The 23,440-nt window shown below is 72.7% G+C and carries 22 protein-coding genes and 1 other RNA gene; 14 read left to right on the forward strand and 9 right to left on the reverse strand.

All coding sequences use genetic code 11. The annotated features are described in order from the left end of the window. Positions 1-330 (reverse strand): hypothetical protein, encoded by a 330-nt coding sequence (locus FIV44_RS05820; RefSeq protein ID WP_141003629.1) that lies wholly within the window; start codon positions 328-330, stop codon positions 1-3. Positions 331-492: 162 nt separating this feature from the next. Here FIV44_RS05820 and FIV44_RS05825 point away from each other — a divergent pair, with 162 nt between their 5' ends. Further along, positions 493-1,122 carry a hypothetical protein gene (locus FIV44_RS05825; protein ID WP_141003630.1) on the forward strand — a complete coding sequence of 210 codons (630 nt, stop codon included), beginning with the start codon at positions 493-495 and terminating at the stop codon, positions 1,120-1,122. A gap of 69 nt (positions 1,123-1,191) precedes the next feature. Further along, complete coding sequence (locus FIV44_RS05830) at positions 1,192-1,854, forward strand: response regulator transcription factor (protein ID WP_141003631.1); 663 nt, start codon at positions 1,192-1,194, stop codon at positions 1,852-1,854. Between the two features lie 39 nt (positions 1,855-1,893). Here the strand turns inward: FIV44_RS05830 and FIV44_RS05835 are convergent, their stop codons facing one another. Next, entirely contained in the window at positions 1,894-3,411 is a 1,518-nt protein-coding gene (locus tag FIV44_RS05835; protein ID WP_181411016.1) for a helix-turn-helix transcriptional regulator, read from the reverse strand. Positions 3,412-3,615: 204 nt separating this feature from the next. Here FIV44_RS05835 and FIV44_RS05840 point away from each other — a divergent pair, with 204 nt between their 5' ends. The 9 genes from FIV44_RS05840 (at position 3,616) to FIV44_RS05880 (ending at position 15,155) form a co-directional block, all read left to right on the forward strand. After that, positions 3,616-5,478, forward strand: a complete 1,863-nt coding sequence (locus FIV44_RS05840) for a siderophore-interacting protein (RefSeq protein WP_141003632.1) — start codon at positions 3,616-3,618, stop codon at positions 5,476-5,478. 37 nt (positions 5,479-5,515) lie between these two features. Further along, entirely contained in the window at positions 5,516-6,475 is a 960-nt protein-coding gene (locus tag FIV44_RS05845; RefSeq protein WP_141003633.1) for an ABC transporter substrate-binding protein, read from the forward strand. Between the two features lie 74 nt (positions 6,476-6,549). After that, positions 6,550-7,533: an ABC transporter substrate-binding protein gene (locus tag FIV44_RS05850; protein ID WP_141003634.1), complete on the forward strand. Its 984-nt coding sequence runs from the start codon at positions 6,550-6,552 to the stop codon at positions 7,531-7,533. Continuing rightward, positions 7,530-8,573, forward strand: coding sequence for a FecCD family ABC transporter permease (locus FIV44_RS05855; protein WP_246086834.1), 1,044 nt, complete (start codon positions 7,530-7,532; stop codon positions 8,571-8,573). Before FIV44_RS05850 ends, FIV44_RS05855 begins: the two co-directional genes overlap by 4 nt. Beyond that, a complete protein-coding gene (locus tag FIV44_RS05860) occupies positions 8,570-9,616 on the forward strand; it encodes a FecCD family ABC transporter permease (protein ID WP_219996310.1) in 1,047 nt (348 codons plus the stop codon). Before FIV44_RS05855 ends, FIV44_RS05860 begins: the two co-directional genes overlap by 4 nt. Next, positions 9,613-10,440 carry an ABC transporter ATP-binding protein gene (locus FIV44_RS05865; protein WP_141003635.1) on the forward strand — a complete coding sequence of 276 codons (828 nt, stop codon included), beginning with the start codon at positions 9,613-9,615 and terminating at the stop codon, positions 10,438-10,440. Before FIV44_RS05860 ends, FIV44_RS05865 begins: the two co-directional genes overlap by 4 nt. Further along, positions 10,437-11,618, forward strand: a complete 1,182-nt coding sequence (locus tag FIV44_RS05870; RefSeq protein ID WP_141003636.1) for an alpha/beta hydrolase — start codon at positions 10,437-10,439, stop codon at positions 11,616-11,618. Before FIV44_RS05865 ends, FIV44_RS05870 begins: the two co-directional genes overlap by 4 nt. Positions 11,619-11,625: 7 nt before the next feature. Beyond that, positions 11,626-13,392: an ABC transporter transmembrane domain-containing protein gene (locus FIV44_RS05875; protein WP_219996311.1), complete on the forward strand. Its 1,767-nt coding sequence runs from the start codon at positions 11,626-11,628 to the stop codon at positions 13,390-13,392. Further along, entirely contained in the window at positions 13,389-15,155 is a 1,767-nt protein-coding gene (locus tag FIV44_RS05880) for an ABC transporter ATP-binding protein (RefSeq protein ID WP_141003637.1), read from the forward strand. Before FIV44_RS05875 ends, FIV44_RS05880 begins: the two co-directional genes overlap by 4 nt. Before the next feature lie 447 nt (positions 15,156-15,602). Here the strand turns inward: FIV44_RS05880 and ssrA are convergent. The 7 genes from ssrA to ftsE form a co-directional block, all read right to left on the reverse strand. Beyond that, positions 15,603-15,973, reverse strand: a transfer-messenger RNA (tmRNA) gene (gene ssrA / locus FIV44_RS05885). A 126-nt stretch (positions 15,974-16,099) separates the two neighbouring features. Beyond that, entirely contained in the window at positions 16,100-17,020 is a 921-nt protein-coding gene (locus tag FIV44_RS05890) for an amidohydrolase family protein (protein ID WP_246086835.1), read from the reverse strand. Continuing rightward, positions 17,013-17,525, reverse strand: a complete 513-nt coding sequence (smpB, locus tag FIV44_RS05895) for an SsrA-binding protein SmpB (RefSeq protein WP_141003638.1) — start codon at positions 17,523-17,525, stop codon at positions 17,013-17,015. The genes FIV44_RS05890 and smpB overlap by 8 nt, the downstream gene beginning before the upstream one ends. A gap of 35 nt (positions 17,526-17,560) precedes the next feature. Next, positions 17,561-18,871 carry a M23 family metallopeptidase gene (locus FIV44_RS33055; RefSeq protein WP_141003639.1) on the reverse strand — a complete coding sequence of 437 codons (1,311 nt, stop codon included), beginning with the start codon at positions 18,869-18,871 and terminating at the stop codon, positions 17,561-17,563. Between the two features lie 55 nt (positions 18,872-18,926). Then, positions 18,927-19,385 (reverse strand): FtsX-like permease family protein, encoded by a 459-nt coding sequence (locus tag FIV44_RS31890; RefSeq protein WP_246086836.1) that lies wholly within the window; start codon positions 19,383-19,385, stop codon positions 18,927-18,929. After that, positions 19,331-19,873, reverse strand: coding sequence for a permease-like cell division protein FtsX (locus FIV44_RS31895; RefSeq protein ID WP_246086837.1), 543 nt, complete (start codon positions 19,871-19,873; stop codon positions 19,331-19,333). The genes FIV44_RS31890 and FIV44_RS31895 overlap by 55 nt, the downstream gene beginning before the upstream one ends. A 37-nt stretch (positions 19,874-19,910) precedes the next feature. Then, positions 19,911-20,600, reverse strand: coding sequence for a cell division ATP-binding protein FtsE (ftsE, locus tag FIV44_RS05910; RefSeq protein WP_141003640.1), 690 nt, complete (start codon positions 20,598-20,600; stop codon positions 19,911-19,913). A gap of 298 nt (positions 20,601-20,898) precedes the next feature. Between ftsE and FIV44_RS05915 the strand changes: the two genes are divergently transcribed. The 3 genes from FIV44_RS05915 to FIV44_RS05925 all read left to right on the forward strand — a co-directional run bounded on the left by FIV44_RS05915 (position 20,899) and on the right by FIV44_RS05925 (position 23,397). After that, positions 20,899-21,549 carry a hypothetical protein gene (locus tag FIV44_RS05915; protein ID WP_141003641.1) on the forward strand — a complete coding sequence of 217 codons (651 nt, stop codon included), beginning with the start codon at positions 20,899-20,901 and terminating at the stop codon, positions 21,547-21,549. A 76-nt stretch (positions 21,550-21,625) separates the two neighbouring features. Continuing rightward, positions 21,626-23,146 (forward strand): zinc metalloprotease, encoded by a 1,521-nt coding sequence (locus FIV44_RS05920; RefSeq protein ID WP_141003642.1) that lies wholly within the window; start codon positions 21,626-21,628, stop codon positions 23,144-23,146. After that, positions 23,143-23,397: a fibronectin type III domain-containing protein gene (locus FIV44_RS05925; RefSeq protein WP_141003643.1), complete on the forward strand. Its 255-nt coding sequence runs from the start codon at positions 23,143-23,145 to the stop codon at positions 23,395-23,397. Before FIV44_RS05920 ends, FIV44_RS05925 begins: the two co-directional genes overlap by 4 nt. Positions 23,398-23,440 lie beyond the last annotated feature (43 nt).

Here is a 23,440-nt window from a genome sequence, read left to right on the forward strand (position 1 = left end):
TCAGGGGTGGTCGCCGGTGATCGCGGCGACATACCCCCAGCGCACGATGGCGACGTCGGCGAGCGCCGCGACCGCGCAGTGCGCCGCGCCCAGGCCCGCGATCACCAGCAGGATCGGGCCGATCCGGTTGCCGGGCCGGCGCACGACCACCAGGCGCCCGAGCCAGGACAGCAGCAGCGCCGGCGGTGCGTTGTGGAAGACGAAGAGGCCGTACTGCACGTCCAGCGACCGTCCGCGCACCCACAGGGACGCCACGGCGACGACCGCCACCGCGCTGATGACCGCGGCGGCGACGGTGACCGGGCGCCGGGATCGCGCCGACGTGTCCACGAGCCGAGTATCGACCCGCGCGGGCGGGGGCGGTAGCCGGTCGCGCCGTACCGCCGTGGTGCGGCTGGCCGCACCCCGGTCCACGGGCCGGCCCGGTGGGATCCGGCCGGCGCCGGCCGGACGCTGGGTGGACCGTCCCACTCCCACTCACCGGAGGTCGTCATGACCACACCCGCTTCCCACCCCGGCCGGCGCTTCACGGCGGTGGCCGTGATCCTCGCGCCCGTCGTGTTCCTGCTCAGCGATGTCGCCTACATCTCGGCCGGGGAGGGCATCAACAACGGCGTCCTCGGCGGCACCATCGGCATCTGGTCGGTCATCCTGCTCGGCTGGGCGCTGGTCGGGATCTCCCGCGCGCTGGAGCCGGTCGCTCCCCGCGGCGCCCTCGCCCTGCTGGTGCTCGCCATCCCGGCCATGGTCGGCGGAGCCGCCTTCAACCTCAACGCGCTGCACCGGGACCACTTCGGCAACGACTTCATGGAGGCCGCCGACTCCGGCGGCGACGCGATCGGCCTGCTCGCGTTCCTGCCGTGGGGCTGGTGCGCGCCCGCCGCGCTCGTCGTCGCCGGCGTCTTCGTGTGGCGCACCGCGATCGCACCCCGATGGGCCGGCGCCGTCACCGCCCTCGCCGGCGTCCTGTTCGTCTCCGCCCGCCCCGCCGCCCTCGACGCGCTCGCCGTCGTCTGCGACGTGACGATGGTGCTCGGCCTGGTGCCGATCGGGCTCGCGCTGCTGCGGCGGTCGTCGGCGTCGGAGGACCTCGGCGCCACCAGGGTGCCGGCCGGGGCCTGACGGTGACGGCGAGGTGGCCGCGGAGCCGGTCGGCACCGGCGGCGACGCGCCGCCGGTAGGGTGCCCTCGATGATCCGCGTCGTCGCTGCCGAGGACAGCTACCTGATCCGGGAGGGGCTGCGGCTCCTGCTGGACACCCAGCCCGACCTCGAGCTGGTGGCGACGGCGACGTCCCTCCCCGAGCTGCTTGCGGTCGTCGACCGGCATCGTCCCGACGTGCTGGTGACCGACGTACGGATGCCTCCGGACCAGGGCGACGAGGGCATCCGCGCCGCCGAGCGGCTGGCCACCACCCACCCGGACCTGGGGATCGTCGTCCTCTCGCAGTACGTCGAGCCCGACTGGGCGCTCCGGCTGTTCGAGCCGTCGGCCGCCCGCCGGGCGTACCTGCTCAAGGAGCGGGTCGGCGACATCGGCCAGCTGCGGCAGGCGATCGAGGCGGTCACCACCGGCGGCTCCGTGCTCGACCCCCGGGTCGTCGACGCCCTGGTCCAGGCCCGGGTCGCCCGCGAGCGCTCGCCCCTCGCGCGGCTGACCCCGCGGGAGACCGAGGTGCTCGCGCTGATCGCCGCCGGGCTCTCCAACACCGCCATCGCCGCCCGGCTGGTGCTCTCCGAGCGGGCGGTGGAGAAACACATCACCGCCGTGCTCACCAAGCTCGACCTCGGCCCCGACGACCCCGCTGTGCACCGGCGGGTGCGGGCGGTGCTGGTGTACCTGTCCGAGGGCTGAGTCCGGACCAGGTCCGGCCGCTGGCGTGCGAGACCTCGGTCAGGCGCGCTCGGCCTCACGCTCCTGGTACTCGCGCGGCGAGAGTCCGTGGAAGCGGGAGAAGGCGGCACTGAAGGTCGGCAGGTGGGCGTAGCCGACGCGGCGGGCGACGGCGCTGGGCTTGGCGCCGCCCACCAGCAGGTCGCGCGCGACGCGCATGCGGGCGGCGTAGCGCCAGCGGGAGAACGTCATGTCCGTCTCGTCGCGGAAGGCCCGGTGCACCTCGGAGGGTACGCCGAGGGCGGGCGATCCCCCGGAGGTGCCGATGGTGCGCAGGTAGTCCATGGCGGCCGCGCGCGCACGCGGATCGGTGGGCATCGGCACCGACAGCGCGCGCTGGGCGGCGACCTGCTCGGCGAACAGGCCGAGGATGTGGCGGGAGTCGTAGCCGTCGGGTCGCAGCCGGGACCGTGCGCTGACGGAGCAGAACATCAGGTAGTCGTCCCAGGAAGGCGAGAACCGCACCTGCAGCGGCGCGGTCAGCTGGAGGTCGCCCGGGCCGGCGTTGCCGAGCGGCAGCGAGACGGAGTTCTCCCGCAGGACCGTGACATGGTCCGCGCCGGCGGGGATCCAGGTCGCGACGCCTCGCTCCCGCTCGTACCGCCGGTCACCGATGTCCAGATATCCGCTGCCGCGATACACCCAGGTGAGCACGTGGGCGTCGTTGGCATGCGGGGGCGTGCGCGTCGCGGGGAGCAGGTCCGGCGCGGCGCGGGCGACGCCGGGGCCCACCATGCTGACCATCGCGTCGGTCTGCCGGGCCGCGGTCGCCCGCTCGCCGAGCGTGGACGGGTCCCCTGCGGTGACCTGGCTCCGCACCTCCCTGCCGAACTCGCGTGGCGTCTGCCCGAACCGCTGTTTGAACGCACGGGTCAGGCCGTTGCGGCTCGCGAAGCCGACCCGGGTGGCCACCTGGTCGACGTCGTAGCCGGCCGCCAGGAGCTCGACGGCCGCGCCGAGCCGGCAGCCGAGTCGCCACTGCTCGAAGGTGAGGCCGGTGTCGGCGACGAAGGCCCGGCGCAGGCTGCGCGCGCTGCACAGCACGCGGGTCCCCCACTGCTCGACGGTGAGGTCGAGGGCGGGGTCGCGCAGCAGCTCCTCGGCCAGTGCCCGGGCGCCCCGGGCCTTCGGCACCGGAGGCGGCGAGAGGGTCGTCGCAGGGTCGGTCTCGTGGCGGTGGCGCCGCGCGGGGCGCAGCAGGTCGGCGATGGCGCTCCCGGGATAGCCGTGCGCGCTGTACGGGGTGACCTGGAGGTTGAAGTGCTGGATCAGCCAGTCCTGCCAGTCGTCGGGGACCTCGAACCCGGTGGGCGTGCTCGGTGCGCCGGATCCGATGGTGGCCTGGGGCGAGAGGGGGAAGGCGACGGTGCCCGGTTCGGTGGCGATCACGCGGTCGCGCCAGCCGTCGGCCGGGATCCAGATCCCCTGTCCGCGGCCGAGCCGGTACGGCGCGGCGTCGTCGAGGTGGATGTGGGCGGTGCCGGTGCGCACCCAGAGCAGCATCGGGCGGCGCGGCATGCCGGTCTCGTCCGCGCGGGCCCCCGGGATCGGCGGCGGATCGCTCGGGGCGGCAAGCGAGGGCGGATGGATCACATCCTAAGTATGCGGCAGTCTGCGCACCCCGACGAGAGTGAGGATTACCTAACCTTAGCAGCGGCCCTCCTGCCGACGGTGGCGCGCGGCCCCCTCCCCTCGAAGCGATCCGAAAGGGCTGCGCCCGACATGCCGAAGACCTCACGCCGGCTCACCGTGCACCCCCTGACCCTGCGGGAGGTCGAGGTCGTCCGGGTGGTGGACCTGACGCCGGGGATGCGACGCGTCACCCTGTCCGGCGAGCAGCTGCGCGCGTTCACCTCGGCGAACGGCCTCCCGCAGCCGGCGTTCGACTCGCCGGGCTTCGACGACGACATCGCGCTCTACTTCCCGTACCCGGGCCAGAGCGAGCCGGTGCTGCCGGTACAGCAGGAGAGCGGCCTGAGCACGCCCCGGGACCCGCGGCCACTGTCGCGGGAGTACACCGTCCGCCGCTGGAGCCCGGAGACCGGCGAGCTGGATGTCGACTTCGTCGAGCACGGCATCGGGGTCGGCACGACCTGGGCCCACCGCGCCCAGCCGGGCGACCGCATCCACGTCACCGGTCCCAGCAGCTCGAAGGCGTTCCCGGTGGCGGACTGGCTGCTCGCGGCCGGCGACGACACCATGATCCCCGCGATCGCCCGCCTGCTCGACGAGCTGCCCGACGACGCGCGGGCGCAGGTGTTCATCGAGGTCGCCGAGGAAGCCCACCGGCTGGAGCTGCGGGCGCTGCCGCACGTCCAGGTGACCTGGCTGGTGCGCGACGGCGCCGAGGCGGGTACGACGACGCTGCTCGTCGACGCGGTCCGGAGCGCCACCTGGTGGGACGGCCGCCCGTTCGCGTGGATCGCGGGCGAGCGGACCGCCGTACGGGACCTGCGCCGGCACCTGGTCGAGGACCGCGGCATGGCGAAGCAGGACATCGAGTTCACCGGGTACTGGCGGCGCGGCGAGGTCGTCGCCCTGGAGACCGACGAGGCGGTGCCCGACCCCGAGAGGTCGATCACGCCGTTCGACCGGCTCCATGAGCTGACCGAGCTGATCGCGCCGATCGCGATCCGCACCGCCGTCGAGCTGGACGTCGCCGAGCTGATCTCCCGGGGTGTGAGCAGCGTGGCGGACCTGGCCGCCCGGGCCGGCGCCGACGAGCGGGCGCTGGGCAAGCTGCTGCGCTACCTGCACGCGCTGGACGTCGTGACCGAGACCGAGCCGGGCCACTACGGCCTCGCGCCCATGGGAGAGGTCCTGACCGTCGAGTTCATGGCGGACTACCTGCACCCGGCCGGCGCGCTGGGCCGGGAGATGCTCGGCATCCACGGGCTCACCGAGGCGATCCGCACCGGCCGGGCGTCGTACGCCTCCGTCACGGGCCGGACGTACGCCGACGCACGAGCCGAGCAGGACTACGAGGACCGCTACCTGGAGCGCCTCGCCGAGCTCCAGTCCGCGCTGGCGGTGTCGATCGCCACCTCGGACCTCCTGAAGGGCGTCGAGCACCTGGTGATCCACTCCGACGGCGCCGGCGCCCAGGCCGGCGAGTTCGTCAACGTCCACCCGGACCTCCGGGTCACGATCTGCGCGCTGCCCGCCCAGGCCGACTGGCTGCGCCGCGACCTGCCCGCCACGATCCCCGACGAGCAGCAGCACGCCCGCGTCCATGTGGTCGAGCAGTCCGTCTTCGAGCCCGGCCCGGCCTCGGACGCCGTGCTCGTCAGCCGCGCGCTCACGTCGCTGCCCGACGCCGACGCCGCCCACGCGCTGCGCCGCGCGTCCGAGAGCGTCCTGCCGGGCGGACGGGTGCTGCTGATCGAGGAGGTCTTCGACACCGACGACCTCGACGAGCACGACGGCGAGGCCGACCTGCTCGCCCTCACCGTCCACGGCTCCGGACTGCGCACCGCCACCGAGCTCGACGCCGTCATCGCCGGAGCAGGTCTCGTCCGCAGCGCGACCCACACCGTCGGCTGGGGCACCACTGTCCACGAGCTCGTGCCTGCCGACACCCACTGACCTCATCCCCATGCTGAAGAGAAGGAAGCACACATCCATGACCATGACACCCCTGAGACGCCGCGGCGCGGCCCTGACCGCGGCCCTGCTGGGCTCCGCGCTCGTCCTCAGCGCCTGCGGCAGCGACGGCGACGCCGACGACGCGACCGGCGAGACGCGCAGCGTCGAGGCCGACAACGGGACGGTCGAGGTTCCCGTCGACCCGCAGCGGGTCGCGGTTCTCGGCAACGCGGTCCTGCCGTACCTCGACCTCGGCGGCGAGCCGATCGCGGTCACCGACCTGGACAGCAGTGCGCTGGCCGACCTCCCGTCCGACCAGCGGGCCGCCTACGACGCCGCGACGAACGTGGGCGTGAACGGCGGCGAGGCCGACTACGAGAAGCTCGCGAAGCTGGAGCCGGACCTCATCGTCATCGCGGTGCCCGAGAGCGACTACGAGAAGCTCGAGGACAAGCTGACCTCGATCGCACCGACCGTCCACCTGGGCTTCGACAGCGACTGGAAGTTCCGCGCCACCGCCCTGGCGGAGGCGACCGGCGAGACGGACGCGTTCGACGAGCAGAAGGCGAGCTACGACGACGTGGTCACCAGGATCCAGCAGGAGCACGGCGACACCCTGAAGACCGCGAAGATCACCGAGGCCTACCGCTGGGAGTCGGAGGATGCCGGCAAGTTCAGCATCAACGGCTCGCTGTGCGCCGAGGTCGTCCGCGACGAGGGCATCGTCGACTTCGCTCCGGCCGAGTTCTCGGTGTCGTTCGAGCAGATCGGCAGCCTGGCCGAGAGTGACCTGATCCTGTACCCCGCAGCCATCGACGGCCAGCCGTCGGAGGCCATCGTCCCCGTGCTGGAGACCAACTCCTGGAAGGCGCTCCCGGCGGTGACGTCCGGCCGCGCGCAGGGGATCTACTGCCCGTGGGGCAGGTCGTTCGGCTTCGCCGCCCAGTATCTGGAAGGCCTCGAGCGAGCCCTGGCGACGCTCGAGACCGAGCAGTGACGACCTTCCCGCGACGGCTGCATCTCCCGGCGACCCCGATGAACCCGATGACGAGCAGAAGGAAGAGCACACCCATGACCACGACACCGAGACGACGCGGCTCGGCCGCAGCCGCCGTACTCCTGAGCGCCGCGCTCGTCCTCGCCGCCTGCGGCAGTGACGGCGACGCCGCCGGCGACAAGGCGGGCGAGACGCACAGCGTCACGGCCGACAACGGGACGATCGAGGTTCCCGTCGACCCGCAGCGGGTCGTCACGATCGGCAACACGACGCTCCCGTTCATCGACATGGGCGGCGAGCCGGTGGGCGTCACCGACGTGTCCGCCTCCGAGCTCGGCCTCATTCCCGAGGACCAGAGGACCACGTTCGAGGCGGGCACGAGCCTCGGCGCCAGCGCCGACCAGATCGACCTGGAGCAGCTCGCCGGCCTGGAGCCGGACCTCATCCTGGCCCAGTTCCCCGAGAGCGAGTTCGAGCCGCTCGAGAAGCAGCTGGGGTCGATCGCCCCGACGGTCTTCTGGGGGCTCGGCACCGAGTGGAAGGCCTTCGCCGACGGACTTGCGCAGGCCGGCAACCTGACGGACGGGCTCGGCGAGCAGAAGGCCGAGTTCGAGGACAAGATCACCCGGATCCAGGAGACCTACGGCGAGATCATCGACGACACCTCGTTCGTCAATCTCGACCGCTGGGCGAGCTCCGATCCCGGGACGTTCTCCATCGCGGACTTCGGCTGCGTCGAGATCGCCCAGGACGACATCGGCATGGACTTCCCGAGGGCCGCCGAGGGCGAGGACCCCCTGGGCTGGACCTCCCTGCCGTTCGAGCAGCTCGCGGAGCTGTCCGAGTACGACGTGATCACCTACCCCGTCGACGCCGAGGGCCGGCCGACGGAGCCCTTCGCGCCGGTGGTCGAGACCAACACCTGGAAGGCGCTGCCTGCCGTGGGCTCCGGTCGCGCGCTCGGCGTCTTCTGCCCCGGCAACAACTCCTACGGGCCCGTCCTGCAGTACCTGGACTCGCTCGACGCCGCTCTGGCCACCCTGCCCGCCAAGGAGTGACAGCTCTCGCACTGCGCCGCGACGGCCCGGGCACCGTGAAGGTGCCCGGGCCGCGCCGGCGTCTGATCGGGCTGGTCGTCGCGCTCGTGGCGCTGCTGGTCCTGCTGGTGCTGAGCGTGATGATCGGGTCGACCGCGATCGCGCCGTCGGTGGTGTGGGACGCCCTGTTCCGTCCATCCGCCGACATCGACCAGTTCGCGATCCGCGACTACCGGCTGCCGCGGACCGTCGCCGGCCTCGCGGTGGGCGCCGCGCTCGGGCTCTCCGGTGCGTTGATGCAGGCGCTGACCCGCAATCCACTGGCCGAGCCGGGCATCCTCGGCGTCAACGCGGGCGCGTCGTTCGCGGTGACGGTCGCCGTGGGACTGCTCGGCGTCCGCGACATCGGTGACTACATGTGGTTCGCCTTCGCCGGGGCACTGGTCGTGACGATCATGGTGCTCGCCCTCGGGTCGACCCGGCAGGGTCAGTCGCCGGTGGCGATGGTGCTGGCCGGAATCTGCATCGGCGCGGTGCTCGGGGGCGCCCGGGAGGCGCTCCAGCTGACCAACCCGGAGGCCTTCGACGCGATGCGGTCCTGGAACGCCGGGTCGATCCTGGGGCGGCCGCTGGAGATCGTCTGGCCGATCCTGCCGTTCTTCGCCGTGGCGATCGTCCTGGCGTTCGCGGTGGCGGGCCCGCTCAACGCCATGGCCCTGGGCGACGAGCTGGCCGTCGCCCAGGGTGTCCGGCTGGCACGTACCCGCGTCCTCGCGGTCATCGCGCTCACCCTGCTCGCCGGAGGCGCCACCGCGATCGCCGGCCCCATCGCGTTCGTCGGACTCATGGTCCCGCACGTCGCTCGCTGGATCGTCGGCCCGCACCAGCGCTGGATCTTCGCCTACAGCGTCCTTCTCGGCCCGATCCTGCTGCTGGCCTCCGACATCCTCGGCCGCGTCGTCATGCACCCGAGCGAGGTCCCCGTCGGCGTCGTCACCGCCTTCGTGGGCGCGCCCGTGCTGATCGCGCTCGCGCGGCGGAAGAGGGCGAGCGGGCTGTGAGCGCGGTGGACTTCGGACGGCGGGTGCTGGTGCTGCGGCGCCGGCGGATCGCTGTACGGCTCGAGCGGCGATCGGTCCTCGTCTGCACAGCACTCGCGGTCGCGGCGGCCGGCCTGGCGGTGCTCGCGCTGATGACCGGCTCCTATCAGCTGAGCGCCGGCCAGGTGGTCTCCGCGCTGACCGGCGGCGAGACCGGGCTGGTCCACGACATCGTGGTCGAGTGGAGGCTGCCCCGCGTGGTTGCGGCGCTGGTGTTCGGTGCCGCGCTGGGGGTGAGCGGGGCCGTGTTCCAGTCGCTCCTGCGCAACCCGCTGGCGGACCCCGGTCTCATCGGATTCTCCCAGGGCTCCTACACCGGTGCGCTGGTCGTGATCCTGGTCGTCAACGGCAGCTATCTGCAGCTGGTCGGCGGAGCGCTGCTGGGCGGGATGGCCACGGCTGTCGCGGTCTATCTGCTCGCCTACCGCCGCGGAGTGCAGGGATTCCGGCTGATCGTCGTCGGCATCGGAGTCTCGGCGACGCTGGAGTCGCTCAACATCTGGCTGATCCTCAAGGCGGAGCTGGAGCAGGCGATGGCCGCGGCTGCGTGGGGGGCCGGGTCGCTCAACGGCGTGTCCTGGAACCAGGTGGTCCTCGGCGGCTCCTGCATCGCCGTACTCCTGCTGCTGGCGGGCATGTCGAGCCGGCCGATGCGCCAGCTGGAGCTCGGCGACGACGCGGCCGCGTCCCAGGGGGTGCGGGTCTCGCCGGCCCGGCTCGGCCTGATCGTGGTGGGCGTGGCGCTGACCGCGACCGTCACGGCCGCATCCGGCCCGATCGCCTTCATCTCGCTGGTCGCACCGCAGATCGGACGCCGGCTCGCCCGCACCGGGGGGATCACCCTCGCTCCCGCCGCCTTCGTCGGCGCGTTGCTGTGCCTGGCGGCGGACTACGTCGCCCAGCACGTCGCCCCCACCCCGCTGCCCGTCGGGATGATCACCGTCATGCTCGGCGGCGGCTACCTCGGATACCTGCTGTTCACCGAAGCCAGGAGACGCCTGTGAGCGCAACCACGACCGACGTCCCGCGCCTCCGGGTGGAGTCGGCGACGATCGGCTACGACAAGCGGATCATCTCCGAGCACCTCTCGGTGGCGATCCCCGACGAGTCGTTCACGGTCATCGTCGGCCCGAACGCGTGCGGCAAGTCCACCCTGCTGCGCGGCCTCTCCCGGCTGCTGAAGCCGTCAGCCGGGCAGGTCGTGCTCGACGGTGCCGACATCACCTCCTTCAAGACCAAGGAGGTGGCCCGCAGGGTCGGCCTGCTGCCGCAGACGTCGATCGCGCCCGACGGGATCACCGTGGCCGACCTGGTGGCCCGCGGCCGATTCCCCTACCAGGGGTTCATGCGGCAGTGGACCGAGGCCGACGAGCAGGCAGTGCTCAGGGCGATGGACCAGACCGCGGTCACCGAGCTCTCCGGGCGCCTCGTGGACGAGCTGTCGGGCGGGCAGCGCCAGCGGGTGTGGGTGGCGATGGCGCTCGCGCAGCACACCGACATCCTGCTGCTGGACGAGCCGACCACCTTCCTCGACATCGCCCACCAGATCGAGCTGCTGGAGCTCTTCACCGACCTGCACCACGTCGGCCACACCCTGGTCGCCGTCCTGCACGACCTGAACCACGCTGCGCGCTACGGCACCCACCTGATCGCCATGAAGGACGGCCGGGTCGTCGCCGAGGGCACGCCGGACGAGGTCGTCACTGTCGAGCTGGTCGAGGAGGTGTTCGGTCTGCGCTGCCTGGTGGTGCCCGATCCGGCGGCCGGCAGTCCCCAGGTGGTGCCACTCGGGCGCGAACGACCCCGACGGGAGGACCGGAAGGCATGAGCGCGAGCAGCATCGAGAGACTGACGGCCGGTGAGTGGAGTCCCGAGAGATTCAGGCGGCATCTCGAGGAGACAGGCACCCCGCTCGTCGAGCGGGTCTCGGCGGGCGAGGTGGAGGTGACCTTCGTCGACGAGCCCGGGGACGACACGGCGGTCACCCTCTCGGTCGTCATCGGCCCCCGCATCGGCCGCAACACGATCGACACGGAGTTCGCGGCGGTGGCCGGGACATCGTTCCGCGCTCTCACGCTGCGGATGCGCTCCGACCTGCGCTTCTCGTACGTGTTCACCCGGCGGGGGTCGACGGGTGAGGAGGAACAGGTCCCGGACCCGTTCAACCCGCCGCCGAGGTTCTCGGCGTACCCGGAGGCGAGGTTCTCCGGGTCGTCGGTGGCCGCACTGCCCGATGCGGATCCGCTGCCCTGGCTCGACCAGGCCGAGAGGAGGCCAACGCCGGCCCTGGAGGTCGCGACGCTGGCGAGCGAGCTCCTGGGCAACGAGCGCCGGATCTGGGTCTCGATGCCCCCGGGAGAGCTCTCCGGCGAGAGCGCGCTGCCCTTCGTGATCCAGCTCGACGGCACACCCGACCACAGCGCGCCGAGCGTTCGCGACGCCCTGGTCGAGGCCGGCGCCATCCGGCCGTGCGCGGTGGTCCTCGTCGACCAGCTCGGGATGCAGCGCTACGACGAGCTGCTCTGCAACCCGGCGTTCTCCCGCATGCTGGTCGAGGAGCTGCTGCCGTGGCTCCACCGCCGGTACCCGCTCTCGCGGGACTCCGCCGACATCGCGCTGGCCGGCGAGAGCTACGGCGGCCTGTGTGCCGGATGGACGGCGCTGCACCACCCGGAGACCTTCGGCAACGCCGTCCTCCAGTCGCCGTCGTGCGGGTACCACCCCGACCTGACGTGGGGCACCGGGGCGGGTGAGCTGCTGCGCCGCGTTCCCGTACCGACGCTGATCGCCGACTCCCTGGCCGCGGAGCCGGCGCCCGTCCGCATCTTCCACGACGTCGGCGAGCTGGAGGGCTCGAACACCCACAGCCGCTGGCTGGACCAGGTGCTCACCGGGAAGGGCTACGACACCCTCTACCGAGAATTCGCCGGCGGGCACGACTACGCATGGTGGCGGGGGCTCTTCGCCGATGCCCTGCGCTGGTGCTTCCCTCCCGAGGCGGAGTGATCCCACGATGCCCTCGAGCTTCTCGGACGCCGACCCGACCGGACTCGGCCGAGGCCCCCTGACCCGCTGGTTGCCCGTGCTCCTGCACGCCCCCGCCGAGCCACTCGGGGCGCAGCCGTTCGAGGCCGCGTCGGGGCTCACGCCGGGTCGGCTCCTGGTGCGCGTGATGCTCTCGGCGAGGCGGATCACCGTCCCCGCGATGCTGCTGGCGATCGTGTGGCAGGTCGGCGAGTCGGCGGTTCCGGTGGTGATGGGGCTCGCGATCGACCGGGCGCTGGCGACCGGGGACGCGGGACAGCTGGTGCTGTGGCTGGCTGCGCTGGTGACCCTGTACGTCGCGCTGACGTCGGCGGCCAAGCTCTCGCTGCGGCTGACCGGCTATGCGGTGCAGCTGCTGCAGCACCGACTCCGTGCCACCCTCTCGACCGGCGTGCTGCACCCGGTCGGCGGCACTGCCCACGCGCCGGAGGGCGGCGTGGTCTCGGTGATGACGAACGACGTCACGCGCCTGTCCAACGCGGTGATCCTGGTGATCATCCCGGTCTCGAGGATCACCGCCATCGGGTTCATCGCGGCCTCGCTGTTGGCGACGCACTGGCTGCTCGGGCTCGTGGTGCTGATCGGGGCGCCGGTCGCGGTCTGGTCGATGGGCGTGCTCAGCGAGCGGCTCGCCCGGGACACCCGCGCGTACCAGGGACTGCTGGCCGCCACGGTCGGGCAGGCCACGGACCTGGTCGCCGGCTACCGGGTGATCAAGGGCGTGCGGGCCGAGGCCGAGGCGACGAGGCGGTACCGGCAGGCGAGCCAGGTGACCCTCGTCGGCGCACGGCGCAATGCGGGGCTGCTGGGGAGGTTCCTCCTGGGCTCGGGCGTGGTCAGCGGCACCTTCGTCGCCGGGGTGATGGGACTGGCCGGCTGGTTCGCCGTGGACGGGCAGCTGAGCGTCGGCGGGCTGATCGCCGCCGTCGGCCTCACCCAGGCCCTGCTGCCGCAGATCCAGGCGATCGCAAGCACCTCGATCCCCAACCTCGCCGGCGCCCTCGCCTCGTCCGCGCGCGTCCTCGACGTGCTGCGGGACAACGCGACCTCAGCACCCGGACCGGACGACGCGACCCGGCGGGAGGTCGCGGCACTGCCGGCGCTGGACCTGTTCGTGCCCCACGCATCCGGGCCCGGCGTGACGGTCCGGGTGGAGCCCGGCGAGCTCGTGGGCGTGCGCGCCGACGACCGCACCGCCGCCCGGGTCGTCGAGGCGCTGCTGGACCCATGGTCCGAGGGCGAGGCCGAGGCCTGCGTCGAGGCGCGGCTCGACGGGATCGCCGCGCGGGAGCTGTCCCCGGTCGCGTACCGCTCCCGGCTCGTCGTCGCCCCGCACCGCGCCACGCTGTTCAGCGGCACGCTCCGCGACAACGTCGCCGTGACCGCGGGCGCGCCCGAGCGGGTGGACGCCGCGGTGCGAGCCGCCGCGTGCGACGACTTCGCAGCCGACCTCGAGGTCCCGGTCGGCGAGGGCGGCAACCGGCTCTCCGGCGGTCAGCGCCAGCGGGTCGCGCTCGCCCGCGCCCTGGCGAGCGACGCGCCGGTGCTCGTGCTGCACGACCCGACCACCGCGGTCGACTCCGTCACGGAGCAGGCGATCGCGGGCCGGCTGCGCGCCGTACGCACGGGCCGCTCGACCCTGCTGATCTCCTCCTCCCCGGCGCTTCTCGGCTGCTGCGACCGGGTCGTCGACCTGCTGGACGACGTGCCCGTGCCCGCGAGGACGGCGCGGTGAGCGGTGCAGCGGCGACCGGGGCCGCGCCGCCCGAGGGCGGGCTGCCGGTCGCGGACGGTCGCGAGACCGCCGTCGAGGTCTGGCGGCTCAGCCGCGGGCACCGGCTCCGACTCGTCGCGGTGGGGGCGCTGGGCATCGCCAGCACCGGCGTCGACCTGATCCCGCCGGCGGCGATCGGCTTCCTCGTCGACCGGGTGCAGGCGGGCACCGCAGACCCCGGCACCGTGCTGACGATCACGGCCGTCATGGCGCTCTCGGCGGTCCTCGGCGCAGCGGGCACCGCGCTGACGATCCTGCTCGCCACCCGCGTCTACCACACCATCCTCGCCGCGCTCCGCGAGCGGCTCGTGGGCCGCGCCCTGACGCTCCCCCAGCACCTCGTCGAACGCGCCGGCACCGGAGACCTGATCTCCCGGTCCAGCGACGACGTCACCGCCGTGGCCGACGCCGCCCCCGCCGTGATCCCGGTGCTCACCGTCACCGCCTTCACCATCGTCGTGTCGCTGGGCGGGCTCGCAGCGCTGGAATGGCCCTACGCCGCCGCCTTCGCCGTCGTACTGCCCGTCTATGCACTCGCCATGCGGTGGTACCTGCGCACCGGTCCGCGGGTGTACCGCGCCGAGCGGGCGGCGATGAGCGCGCGTGCCCAGCAGATCCTCGAGTCGCAGCGCGGCTACGCCACCGTGCTCGGCTTCGGGCTCGCCCAGCAGCGGCATCGCGCGGTCATGACGGACTCCTGGGGCGTCGCGGTGCAGGCGCTGCGCGCCCGGACCGTGCAGAGCATGCTCAACGCCCGCCTCAACCTCGGCGAGTGCCTGAGCCTCGCCTCCGTGCTCGTCGTCGGCTTCGTCCTCATCGACCACGGAGCGTCGACCGTCGGCGGCGTCACCACCGCGATGCTGCTCGTGCTGCGTCTGCTCGGACCGGTCAGCCAGCTGCTGTTCGTCATCGACACCCTCCAGTCGGCGCTCGCATCGCTGAGCCGCATGATCGGTGTCGTCACCCTTCCGGAGTCTGCGGGCGAGCCGACGGCGACGGTGGAGGCAGGCACCGCCGTCCGGCTCCGCGACGTCACGTTCAGGTACGACGGCGGCCCGCGCGTGCTCGACGACATCACCCTGGACCTGCCGACCGGGCAGCACGTCGCCGTCGTCGGCGCCTCGGGAGCGGGGAAGACCACGCTCGCGGCCGTGGTCGCCGGCATCCACCCACCCGACGCCGGGACCGTGACACGACCCGACCACGTCGCGGTGATCACCCAGGAGGTGCACGTGTTCGCCGGGACCGTGCGCGAGAACCTCACCCTCGCCGCGTCCGGGGCCACCGACCGCGACCTCCTCGCGGCACTCGACGCCACCGGCGCGGCTCGCCTGCTCGACCTGCTTCCGGACGCCCTCGACACGAGGGTCGGCACCGGCGGGCACCCGCTCACCGACGCACAGGCCCAACAGCTCGCCCTCGCTCGCGTGCTGCTCGCCGACCCGGATCTCGCGATCCTCGACGAAGCCACCGCCGAGGCCGGCTCCGCGCACGCCGAGCAGCTGGACCGGGCCGTCCTCGCGGTCCTCGCCGGCCGAACCGGAATCGTGATCGCCCACCGGCTCTCCCAGGCCGCGGCCTGCGACCGGATCGTCGTCCTGGAGCAGGGTCGTATCGCCGAGACGGGGACGCACGCCGAGCTGGTCGCGGCCCACGGCGGGTACGCCGCCCTGTGGTCCGCGTGGGAGAGGGGACAGGCCCCCAGCAGGGCGAACGGGTCGTGACGGCCCTCGATACCCTGCCTTGGTGGCGGTGAGGGTCTCGAGAGGCGATGCGATCGCCCCGGGTCGGCGCTGTTGGCCCTGCACGCCCGGGTGCAGAGCGTCACCCGGGAGCGGATGGACCAGGCCGTCGCCGAGGGCAAGGGCCTGCTGCAGAGCTGGTGCATGCGTGGCGCGCCGTCCTACTTCCCGACCGCTGCTCGAAGTCGAGCTCGCCGAGCGGATCGCGGACAAGCTGACGAAGAGACGACGCGGCGTCTGGTAGCGGGAAGGCCCGTACGCCGCTGTCCGGCCCTCGGCGAAGCGGTCGTGCACTTCTGCATCCGCATCCTCACCTTGAAGGGGTCGTCTGCCTCACACCGCGAGACGGGAACAAGGCACGGTCCTCGTGGACCACAACGAAGCAACCCTGCCCCCGTGATCGGGGGCAGGGTTGGAACTTCGATCGGATGGTGGAGCTGCGGGGAATCGAACCCCGGTCCTCGAGCGCCGAGCCAGGTCTTCTCCGGGTGCAGTCCGTGCTGGCGTTTTCTCGGCCCCGGCGCTCGCACGAACACGTCGCCGACAGGCCCAGTCAGGTTTGAGTCCCGATCAGCCGCCCTGACGGCAACTGGTCAGCAAGTCTCCTGGATGACGCCTGGGTCCGGGACGGAGACGGATGCCCGGTCAGACGCTTCGATCACCGCGTCAGGCGGCGAGAGCGAAGGAACTGCGCTTAGCGTTGGCAGTTATTGGTTTCCAGCGATCGTTTACGAGATGACGCTGGCTTCTCGACCCGCTTCCCCTGGAACAAACGTCCCAAGTCGAAACCGATCAGCCCCTCTTGAGTTGTACCTGTCCAACACTACCGGTACCCCACGACATTCCCCACCAGGTTTCGGTGGCCCGCTCAGACGGCCGGGGTGGTCGATCTTGTCGAGCCGGCGTCGATCCCGTCGTTCACGGCGTCATGGTGCCTCGTCTCCCGAGATCGTGTGCCCGAGCAGCCGGACGGCGTTGCGCCAGCACACGTCACGCAGCCAGTCCTCCCCCAGCCCGAGATCGGCGAGCCAGCCGAGCTGGTCGGCGTAGCGGAACGGCAGGGTCGGGAAGTCGGAGCCGTAGACGACGCGGTCCTGCAGCGCGGCCAGCCGTGGGACGAGGTCGGGGGCGAGGCCGCCCTGCCCGCCGTACGGGTCGGTGAAGAACGGTGCCAGCGCCATCGAGGTGTCGAGGTGGACGCCGTCGTACCGCTCGGCGAGGTCGAGGAAGTCGGCGGTCTCGGGGGTGCCGAGGTGCGCGACGAGGACCCGGAGACGGGGGAAGCGGCGCAGCAGCCGGGTCGTCGCGGCGGGTCCGGTGTACGGCGTGCCGACCGGGCCGGAGCCGACGTGCGCGACGACGGGCGTGCCGCTGTCCGCCAGCGTGCCCCACACGTCGTCGAGCAGCGGGTCGTCGACGTGGAAGCGGCCGACCTGGGAGTGGACCTTGAAGAGCGCGACGCCGTCGCGGACCAGCCGCTCGACGTACGACGGCGCCTCGGGCTCGGGGTAGAGGGTCGCGGTCCACAGCGCCTCGGGCACGTCGGCGGCGAAGGCGCGGCTCCAGTCGTTGAGGTAGTCGGCGACGCCGGGCTTGTGGGCGTAGGGCAGCGTGGGGAACCGGCGCACGCCGAAGTCCCGCAGCAGCCGGAGCCGGGTGGCGGCGTCGAACCGGTAGCGGATCGGCCAGTCGCGGCCGATCAGCTCGCCGCCGTTGTCGAACTCGCGCCACACCGCGCGCTCGATCGGCGGCGGGAGGAAGTGGACGTGGAGGTCCATCAGCCCCGGCAGCCCGAGTCCCTGCCAGAAGGACCGGACCTCGCCCGCCTCCTGCGCGAGATCAGTCACGCATGCCCTTGAGCCGGCGCCCGATCGCCTCTTCCTTCTCCCGGTCGGCGGTGCGCTCGGCGATGGCCTGGCGCTTGTCCCAGCTCTTCTTGCCCTTGGCGAGCCCGATCTCGACCTTGGCGCGGCCCTTGACGAAGTAGAGCGCCAGCGGGATGACGGTGTGCCCCTTCTCGCTGACCTTGCGCTCGATCTTGTCGATCTCGTCGCGGTGCAGGAGCAGCTTGCGCTTGCGGCGGGCGGCGTGGTTGGTCCAGGTGCCCTGGGCGTACTCGGGGATGTGGACGCCGTGCAGCCACGCCTCGCCGCCGTCGATGTCGACGAAGCCGTCGACCAGGCTCGCGCGGCCCAGCCGCAGCGACTTCACCTCGGTGCCCTGGAGCACCATGCCGGCCTCGAAGGTGTCCTCGATGTGGTAGTCGTGGCGCGCCTTCTTGTTGGACGCGACGAGCTTGCGCCCGCTCGCGTCCTCCTTCTTCGCACCCGACTTGCCCGACGACTTGGCCATGAGACCGATTCTCTCAGGACCGCGCAATGCGGTTTCTACAGGTACGTCATCGGGTCGACGGTGTCGCCGTTGCGCATCACGATGAAGTGGAGGTGGCAGCCGGTGGACCAGCCGGTGCTGCCGGAGTACCCGACGACCTGGCCGCGCTTGACCTTCGCGCCCTCACCCACGGCGTACTTGCTGAGGTGGTTGTAGACCAGGACGATGTCGGCGCCGTTGACCTTGCCGATCGCGAGGTAGAGCCGGTTGCCGTAGACCTCGTCGTAGTACTCGTTGATCACGGTGCCGGACTCGCCGGCCCACAGCGCGGCGCCGCAGCCGGTGCCGAAGTCGGTGCCGTTGTGGAGGCCCCAGTACCCGTAGATCGGGTGGATCCGGTAGCCGTACGGCGAGGTGACGCGCCCGGGGCCCGGACGGGCGAGCAGGCCGTTGGTGTCGCCGTTGTAGCTGCCGCCCTGCTTCTTCGAGAGCTCGATGATCTTGGCCTTGATCTTGGCCTCGCGCTTCTCCAGCCGGCGCAGAGCCTTGCGGTCGGCCTCGCGGGCGGCGACGACCTCCTTGCGCACGCCCTTGGTGTGCGTGACCAGCCCGGCGATCTCGGTCTCGGTCGCCGCGGCCCGGTTCACGAGCGCGGTGACCGTGGCGACGTTGTCGTCGGCGGCCTTCTTCGCGTCGGCGACCTGGTCGCGCGCGGCGCGGACCTCGGTCCGCTGCTGCTCCATCGCGTCCTCGGCGGCGTTGAGCGCGACCAGCGCGTCGTTCTGGCGGCCGACGACCACCTCGTTGGTGGTCTCGCCCATCAGCACGTCCTCGATCGTGCCGGCATCGGCGTACGCCGACAGGAGGGCCAGCCTGCTGTCCCCCCGGGTCGCGATGCCGATGAGCGTGTCGCGGCTCGCCTCCCGCTGGACCGCGACCTCGGCGCGGGCCTGCGCCAGCGCGGTCCTGGCCACCGTCAGCCGGCCCTCGGCCTCGGTGAGCTGGGTGGCGAGCGTGGCCGCGGCGGCCTGCGCGGTGGCGAGGTCGGCCCGGACGGACGCGAGCCGGGTGCGGGCGTCGCCGAGCTCCGCCTTGGCCTTCTTCAGCCGCTTGGCGATCTTCGCGACCTTCTTGCTGGCCTCGTGGATGTCGCCCTTGACGCCGGCGATCTCGCCACGGACCTGGTTCTGCTTGTCCTTGAGGTCGTCACGGTCGTCGGCGTGGGCCAGGGGGACCGCGAGCCCGGCGATGGCGATGACGACGGCGACCGCGGTCACCAGCCACTGGGGGTGGGCCCACACGGGCAGCCTGTCGCGCAGGTCGGGCAGGGCACGGCGCAGCCACAGGGCGCTGGGGAAGAAGCGCACAGTCAGACCAATCGATGTTCGGGGAAGTGAACAAGGCGACCGTAGTCGCCGCGGGTCAGACTTTGACGTATTTGCGGGTCAGCAGGAGTGTCGGGATCAGCGTGAGCGCCGGGCCGAGGATGACGATGCCCGGCGGGAACAGCCCGATCAGCGCCTGGGCGTAGTCGCCCCAGTCGACCCACGGCAGGAACTGGACGTGGTCGGCCAGCGCCCGCTCCACCCCCCAGTACTGGAACGCGGCGAGTACGCCGGCCGCGAGGGCGACGCCGACGATCGCGGCGACCAGGGCCTCCAGGAGGAAGGGCAGGGCGATGTAGAGCGTCGACGCGCCGACCAGCCGCATGATCCCGATCTCGCGCCGGCGCGCCAGGGCGGCCAGGCGGATGGTGTTCGTGACCTGCAGCAGGGCCGCGAAGAGCAGGAAGCCGGCGCCGATCCAGGAGCCGTACTTGAGCACCGTCATGATCCCGAAGATCTGGCCCAGCGCCTTGCGCTGGTCCTTGATGACCGACACGCCGTCGAGGCCCTCGAGGGCGCTGATGATGCCGTCGGCCCGCTCGGGGTCTTCAGGGTCACCCAGTACGCCGCCGGCCAGCGCTCGACCGTCACCACCGGGTCGGGGCCCTCGAAGGCCGCCTCGGTGTTGCTGCGTTTGGCCTGCTCGTACGCGCGCTGGTAGCCCTCCTCCTTGGACTGGAAGGTCGAGGAGGCGACCTCGTCGCTGTCGTCGATCTCCTTCTCGATCCGCTGCTGCTGGTCGGCGGTGACCTCACCGCTCGCGCAGTTCGGGCTGTGGGAGGGGTCGTCGTCGGTGCAGAGGTTGACCAGGATCTTGAGCTCGTCGCCCAGGCTGTCGCGGGCGACGGTGGCCTCGCGCTGGACCAGGATGCCGATGCCCGCCAGCGACAGCGACACGAACAGCGTGAGGATCACCGCCAGGTGCATCGACAGGTTGCGTCGCAGGCCCGTGCGGAGCTCGGTGAAGACGTAGCGCAGCTGCATGGATCGGAGACTCTCTCGTTGCTGTGGTGGGTCGAGCTCAGTGCTGGAAGCCGTAGCTGCCGGACGCCTCGTCGCGCACGACCTTGCCGTGGTCCAGCTCGATCACCCGCTTGGTGAACTGGTCGACGATGCCGTGGTCGTGGGTGGCCATCACGACCGTCGTACCGGTGCCGTTGATGTCGCCCAGGAGGTTCATGATCCCGACGGAGGTGGCCGGGTCGAGGTTGCCGGTCGGCTCATCGGCGATCAGGATCATCGGCCGGTTGACGAACGCGCGGGCGATGGCCACCCGCTGCTGCTCGCCGCCGGAGAGCTCGTCGGGCATCCGGTCGCCCTTGTCCTTCAGGCCCACCAGCTCGAGGGTCTCGGGCACCACCTTGCCGATCTCGCGGCGCGACTTGCCGATCACCTGCTGGGCGAAGGCGACGTTCTCCGCGACGGTCTTGTTGGGCAGCAGCCGGAAGTCCTGGAACACGGTGCCGATCTGGCGCCGCAGCCGGGGCACCTTCCAGCCGGCCATCCGGTTGATCTCCTTGCCGGCGACGTGCACGCGCCCGGTGGTCGGCCTCAGCTCGCGCAGCACCAGCCGCAGCGCGGTGGACTTGCCGGAGCCCGACGTGCCGACGAGGTAGACGAACTCGCCCTTGTCGATGTCGAGGGTGACCTGGTCGAGCGCCGGCCGGCCGGGACCGGGGTAGCGCTTGGTGACCTTCTCGAAGCGAATCACCGGTGGTCGTCTCCGGAGGCTCGTCGGGGGTGGAGCGGGTCTGAACGAAGTGGCCCCCGAGTGCGTGCCTGGCAAGGCGGCGGAGCGACGGCATACCGGGTTGTCTTCCGAGCGACGCCGACGCAGCCAGGTGCGTGCTCGGGGCGCGGGACACACGACGAGGTTCCGGGGATGACCACCAGCCTGACGGTACGCCACGCCCGAAGACGACCGGCGGAGGCGTTGCCCGGTGCGTCGTGGCGATGGAGAGGCACGTCACGTCGCCGGTGCCGCGCACCGCGTCGGTAGGGTGACCTGCGTGCCGACGGTCCTGCGTGCGCTGCTCTTCTCAGCGCTGCTCACGCTCGTGCCGATCGCCGTCGGCGTGGCCATGTCGGGGGACGCCACCCTCACCCGCGAGCCCGCCGCCTACCAGGGCACGCCGCTGACGGAGTTCGACACGACCACGGCGGTGGTCCAGCGCGCGCCGTTCTGCGACCTGGTGCCCGACGCCGCGGTGCAGGAGGCGCTCGAGGAGGAGGCGACCCTCGCCGCCTACGACAACGGCGAGCAGTCCGACGCCTTCCCCGGCGGCGACGTCGCGCACGAGTACGGCTGCCGCTTCTCCCCCAGCGAGGCGACCGACGCGGACACCGGTACGGCGGTCGAGGCCCGCGGCTGGGTCTTCGCCCCGCCCGTCACCGCCGAGGCGGCGCAGCGGATGGTCGAGGCGTCGGCGACCGAGGCCTGCGCGGCGCTGCCCGGCGCACCGGCGTACGGCGCCCCGTCGACCGGCGTCCTGTGCGCCGGCGACGACACGCAGACGGTGTCCTTCCGCGGGCTCTTCGGCGACGCGTGGCTGGCGTGCAGCCTCACCCTGCCCGCCGGCGTACCGCAGGACGAGCTCGTCGACCGGGCCGGACGCTGGTGCGTGGCGGTCGCGCAGGCGGCGTCGGTGCCGCTCACCTGACGGACCTGCGAGGACCATGGTCCCGACTTGACCGGCATCCGCTCAGGGGCGCCGCGCCGGCGCCGATCGGGCGCCCATGCACCTCCTGCGCGCGGGGACCGGCCTCGCCGGACTGACCCTCGCCGTCGGGATGCTCGCCCACCCGGCGGCCGCCGCCGAGCCCGACCCCGGCGTCCCCGGGCTGACCGCCGCCGAGCAGCGCCTGCTCGCGGAGGACCCGTCCGTCGACGTGGCGGCCGACGGCACCCTGTTCGCCGTCGACGAGTGGCACCCGCCCGCCGAGGAGACCGAGCCGGACGACGCCGAGGAGGCCGGGCCGCGCGTGGCCGAGGCCCTGGCGGACGCCGCGCTCGCCGACACCTTCACCCTGCACAGCCGGCCCGGCGCCGCCCGGACCATCTACCTCGACTTCGACGGCGGCAGCCTGCTCGGCAGCAACTCGTGGCTGCTGCAGGGCCTGACCAGCCTGCTCTTCGGCGGCTGGTCGATGGACGCGTCCCCCTTCTTCTCCGACAGCGAGCAGGCGGTGATCCGCGAGGTCTGGGCCCGGGTCGCGGAGGACTTCTCCCCCTGGGACGTCGACGTCACCACGCAGGAGCCGCCGATCGGCGCGCTGTGGCGCTCGTCGGCCGGCGACCCGACGTACGGCACCCGGGTGGCGTTCACGAACGACAGCTCGGTCCAGGCCCAGCTGTGCAACGGCGGCTGCGGCGGCATCGCCTGGATCGGCACCTTCGACGCGATCACCCTCGGCGAGACGCGCAGCCCGGCCTGGGTGTTCCCCAACGCTCTGGGGAACAAGGCCAAGCACCTCGCCGAGGCCGCCTCGCACGAGGCCGGGCACACCCTGGGGCTCGCGCACGACGGGACCGGCGGCAGCGGGTACTACGCCGGGAGCGCGCTCTGGGGGCCGCTGATGGGCAGCCCGTACTCCTCCGCCGTCACGCAGTGGTCGAAGGGCGACTACCCCGGCGGCAACAACCACGAGGACGACCTCGCCGTGATGGCCGCGCACGGACTGCCGCCCCGCGCCGACGAGGCGGGCAGCACCCCCGCGACCGCGGCGGCGCTGACGACCCTGCCCGACGGCAGGGGCGTGATCTCGAGCCCCACCGACAGCGACTGGTACGCCCTCACCGACTGCACCGGCACGCTCTCCGCCGCCGCCTCGCCCGCCGCGATCGGACCGAACCTCGACCTGGTCCTCGAGCTGCGCGACGCCTCCGGGGGCCTGATCGCCGCCGACGCTCCCGCGACCAGCCGGACCCCCACGGGGACGCTCAGCGGGATGGGCGCAGCGCTGAGCGTGCCCCTCGCCGGCGGGCCCTACTACCTGGCGGTGTCTGGGGGCGGCTCCGGCGCCGGCGGGAGCAGCGCGTGGAGCGGCGGCGGGTACGACGGCTACGGCAGCGTCGGCACCTACCAGCTCCTCATGAGCGGCTGCGCCGGCGGCACCGGCGCCCCGGTCCCCCCGCCGACCGAGGTCCCGCTGGACCCCGCCGACGGCGACATCCCGGAGGTCGCCGGGGCCGCGGCCTCGCGCCCGGGGCGCCGCGCGCGCCCGCCGTACGCAAGGGCGCCCGCGGGGGCCAGGTGACCGTCCGGGTCGCCTGGGAGGCGCCCGTGACCAGCGGCGGCGCCATCACGGGCTATGTGGTCAAGGCGCTGCGGCTCGACGCCCGCGGCCGCGTCGTCGCCCGGCGGAGGACGGCCGTCCCGCCCGGCGCCGCGGCCGGCACCGAGCTCGTGCTGCCGCGCAAGGGGCGCTGGGCGGTCCGGGTCAAGGCCCGCAACGACCTCGGCTGGGGACCGCTCAGCCCGCGCTCGGCGGCGGCCCGGGCCCGCTGACCGGGCCCGTCCCCGGGGTCCGGGCGGGGGCCGGCCTTCCCAT

This window comes from Nocardioides humi, from assembly GCF_006494775.1.
Lineage (GTDB): Bacteria > Actinomycetota > Actinomycetes > Propionibacteriales > Nocardioidaceae > Nocardioides > Nocardioides humi.

What these genes read in the sequence shown, in the direction of transcription:
- FIV44_RS05825 (WP_141003630.1), top strand. Translation starts at nt 493, where the DNA reads ATGACCACACCCGCTTCCCACCCCGGCCGGCGCTTCACGGCGGTGGCC.
- FIV44_RS05830 (WP_141003631.1), top strand. Translation starts at nt 1,192, where the DNA reads ATGATCCGCGTCGTCGCTGCCGAGGACAGCTACCTGATCCGGGAGGGG.
- FIV44_RS05835 (WP_181411016.1), bottom strand. Translation starts at nt 3,411, where the DNA reads ATGCCGCGCCGCCCGATGCTGCTCTGGGTGCGCACCGGCACCGCCCAC.
- FIV44_RS05840 (WP_141003632.1), top strand. Translation starts at nt 3,616, where the DNA reads ATGCCGAAGACCTCACGCCGGCTCACCGTGCACCCCCTGACCCTGCGG.
- FIV44_RS05845 (WP_141003633.1), top strand. Translation starts at nt 5,516, where the DNA reads ATGACCATGACACCCCTGAGACGCCGCGGCGCGGCCCTGACCGCGGCC.
- FIV44_RS05850 (WP_141003634.1), top strand. Translation starts at nt 6,550, where the DNA reads ATGACCACGACACCGAGACGACGCGGCTCGGCCGCAGCCGCCGTACTC.
- FIV44_RS05870 (WP_141003636.1), top strand. Translation starts at nt 10,437, where the DNA reads ATGAGCGCGAGCAGCATCGAGAGACTGACGGCCGGTGAGTGGAGTCCC.
- FIV44_RS05875 (WP_219996311.1), top strand. Translation starts at nt 11,626, where the DNA reads ATGCCCTCGAGCTTCTCGGACGCCGACCCGACCGGACTCGGCCGAGGC.
- smpB (WP_141003638.1), bottom strand. Translation starts at nt 17,525, where the DNA reads ATGGCCAAGTCGTCGGGCAAGTCGGGTGCGAAGAAGGAGGACGCGAGC.
- FIV44_RS31895 (WP_246086837.1), bottom strand. Translation starts at nt 19,873, where the DNA reads ATGCAGCTGCGCTACGTCTTCACCGAGCTCCGCACGGGCCTGCGACGC.
- FIV44_RS05920 (WP_141003642.1), top strand. Translation starts at nt 21,626, where the DNA reads ATGCACCTCCTGCGCGCGGGGACCGGCCTCGCCGGACTGACCCTCGCC.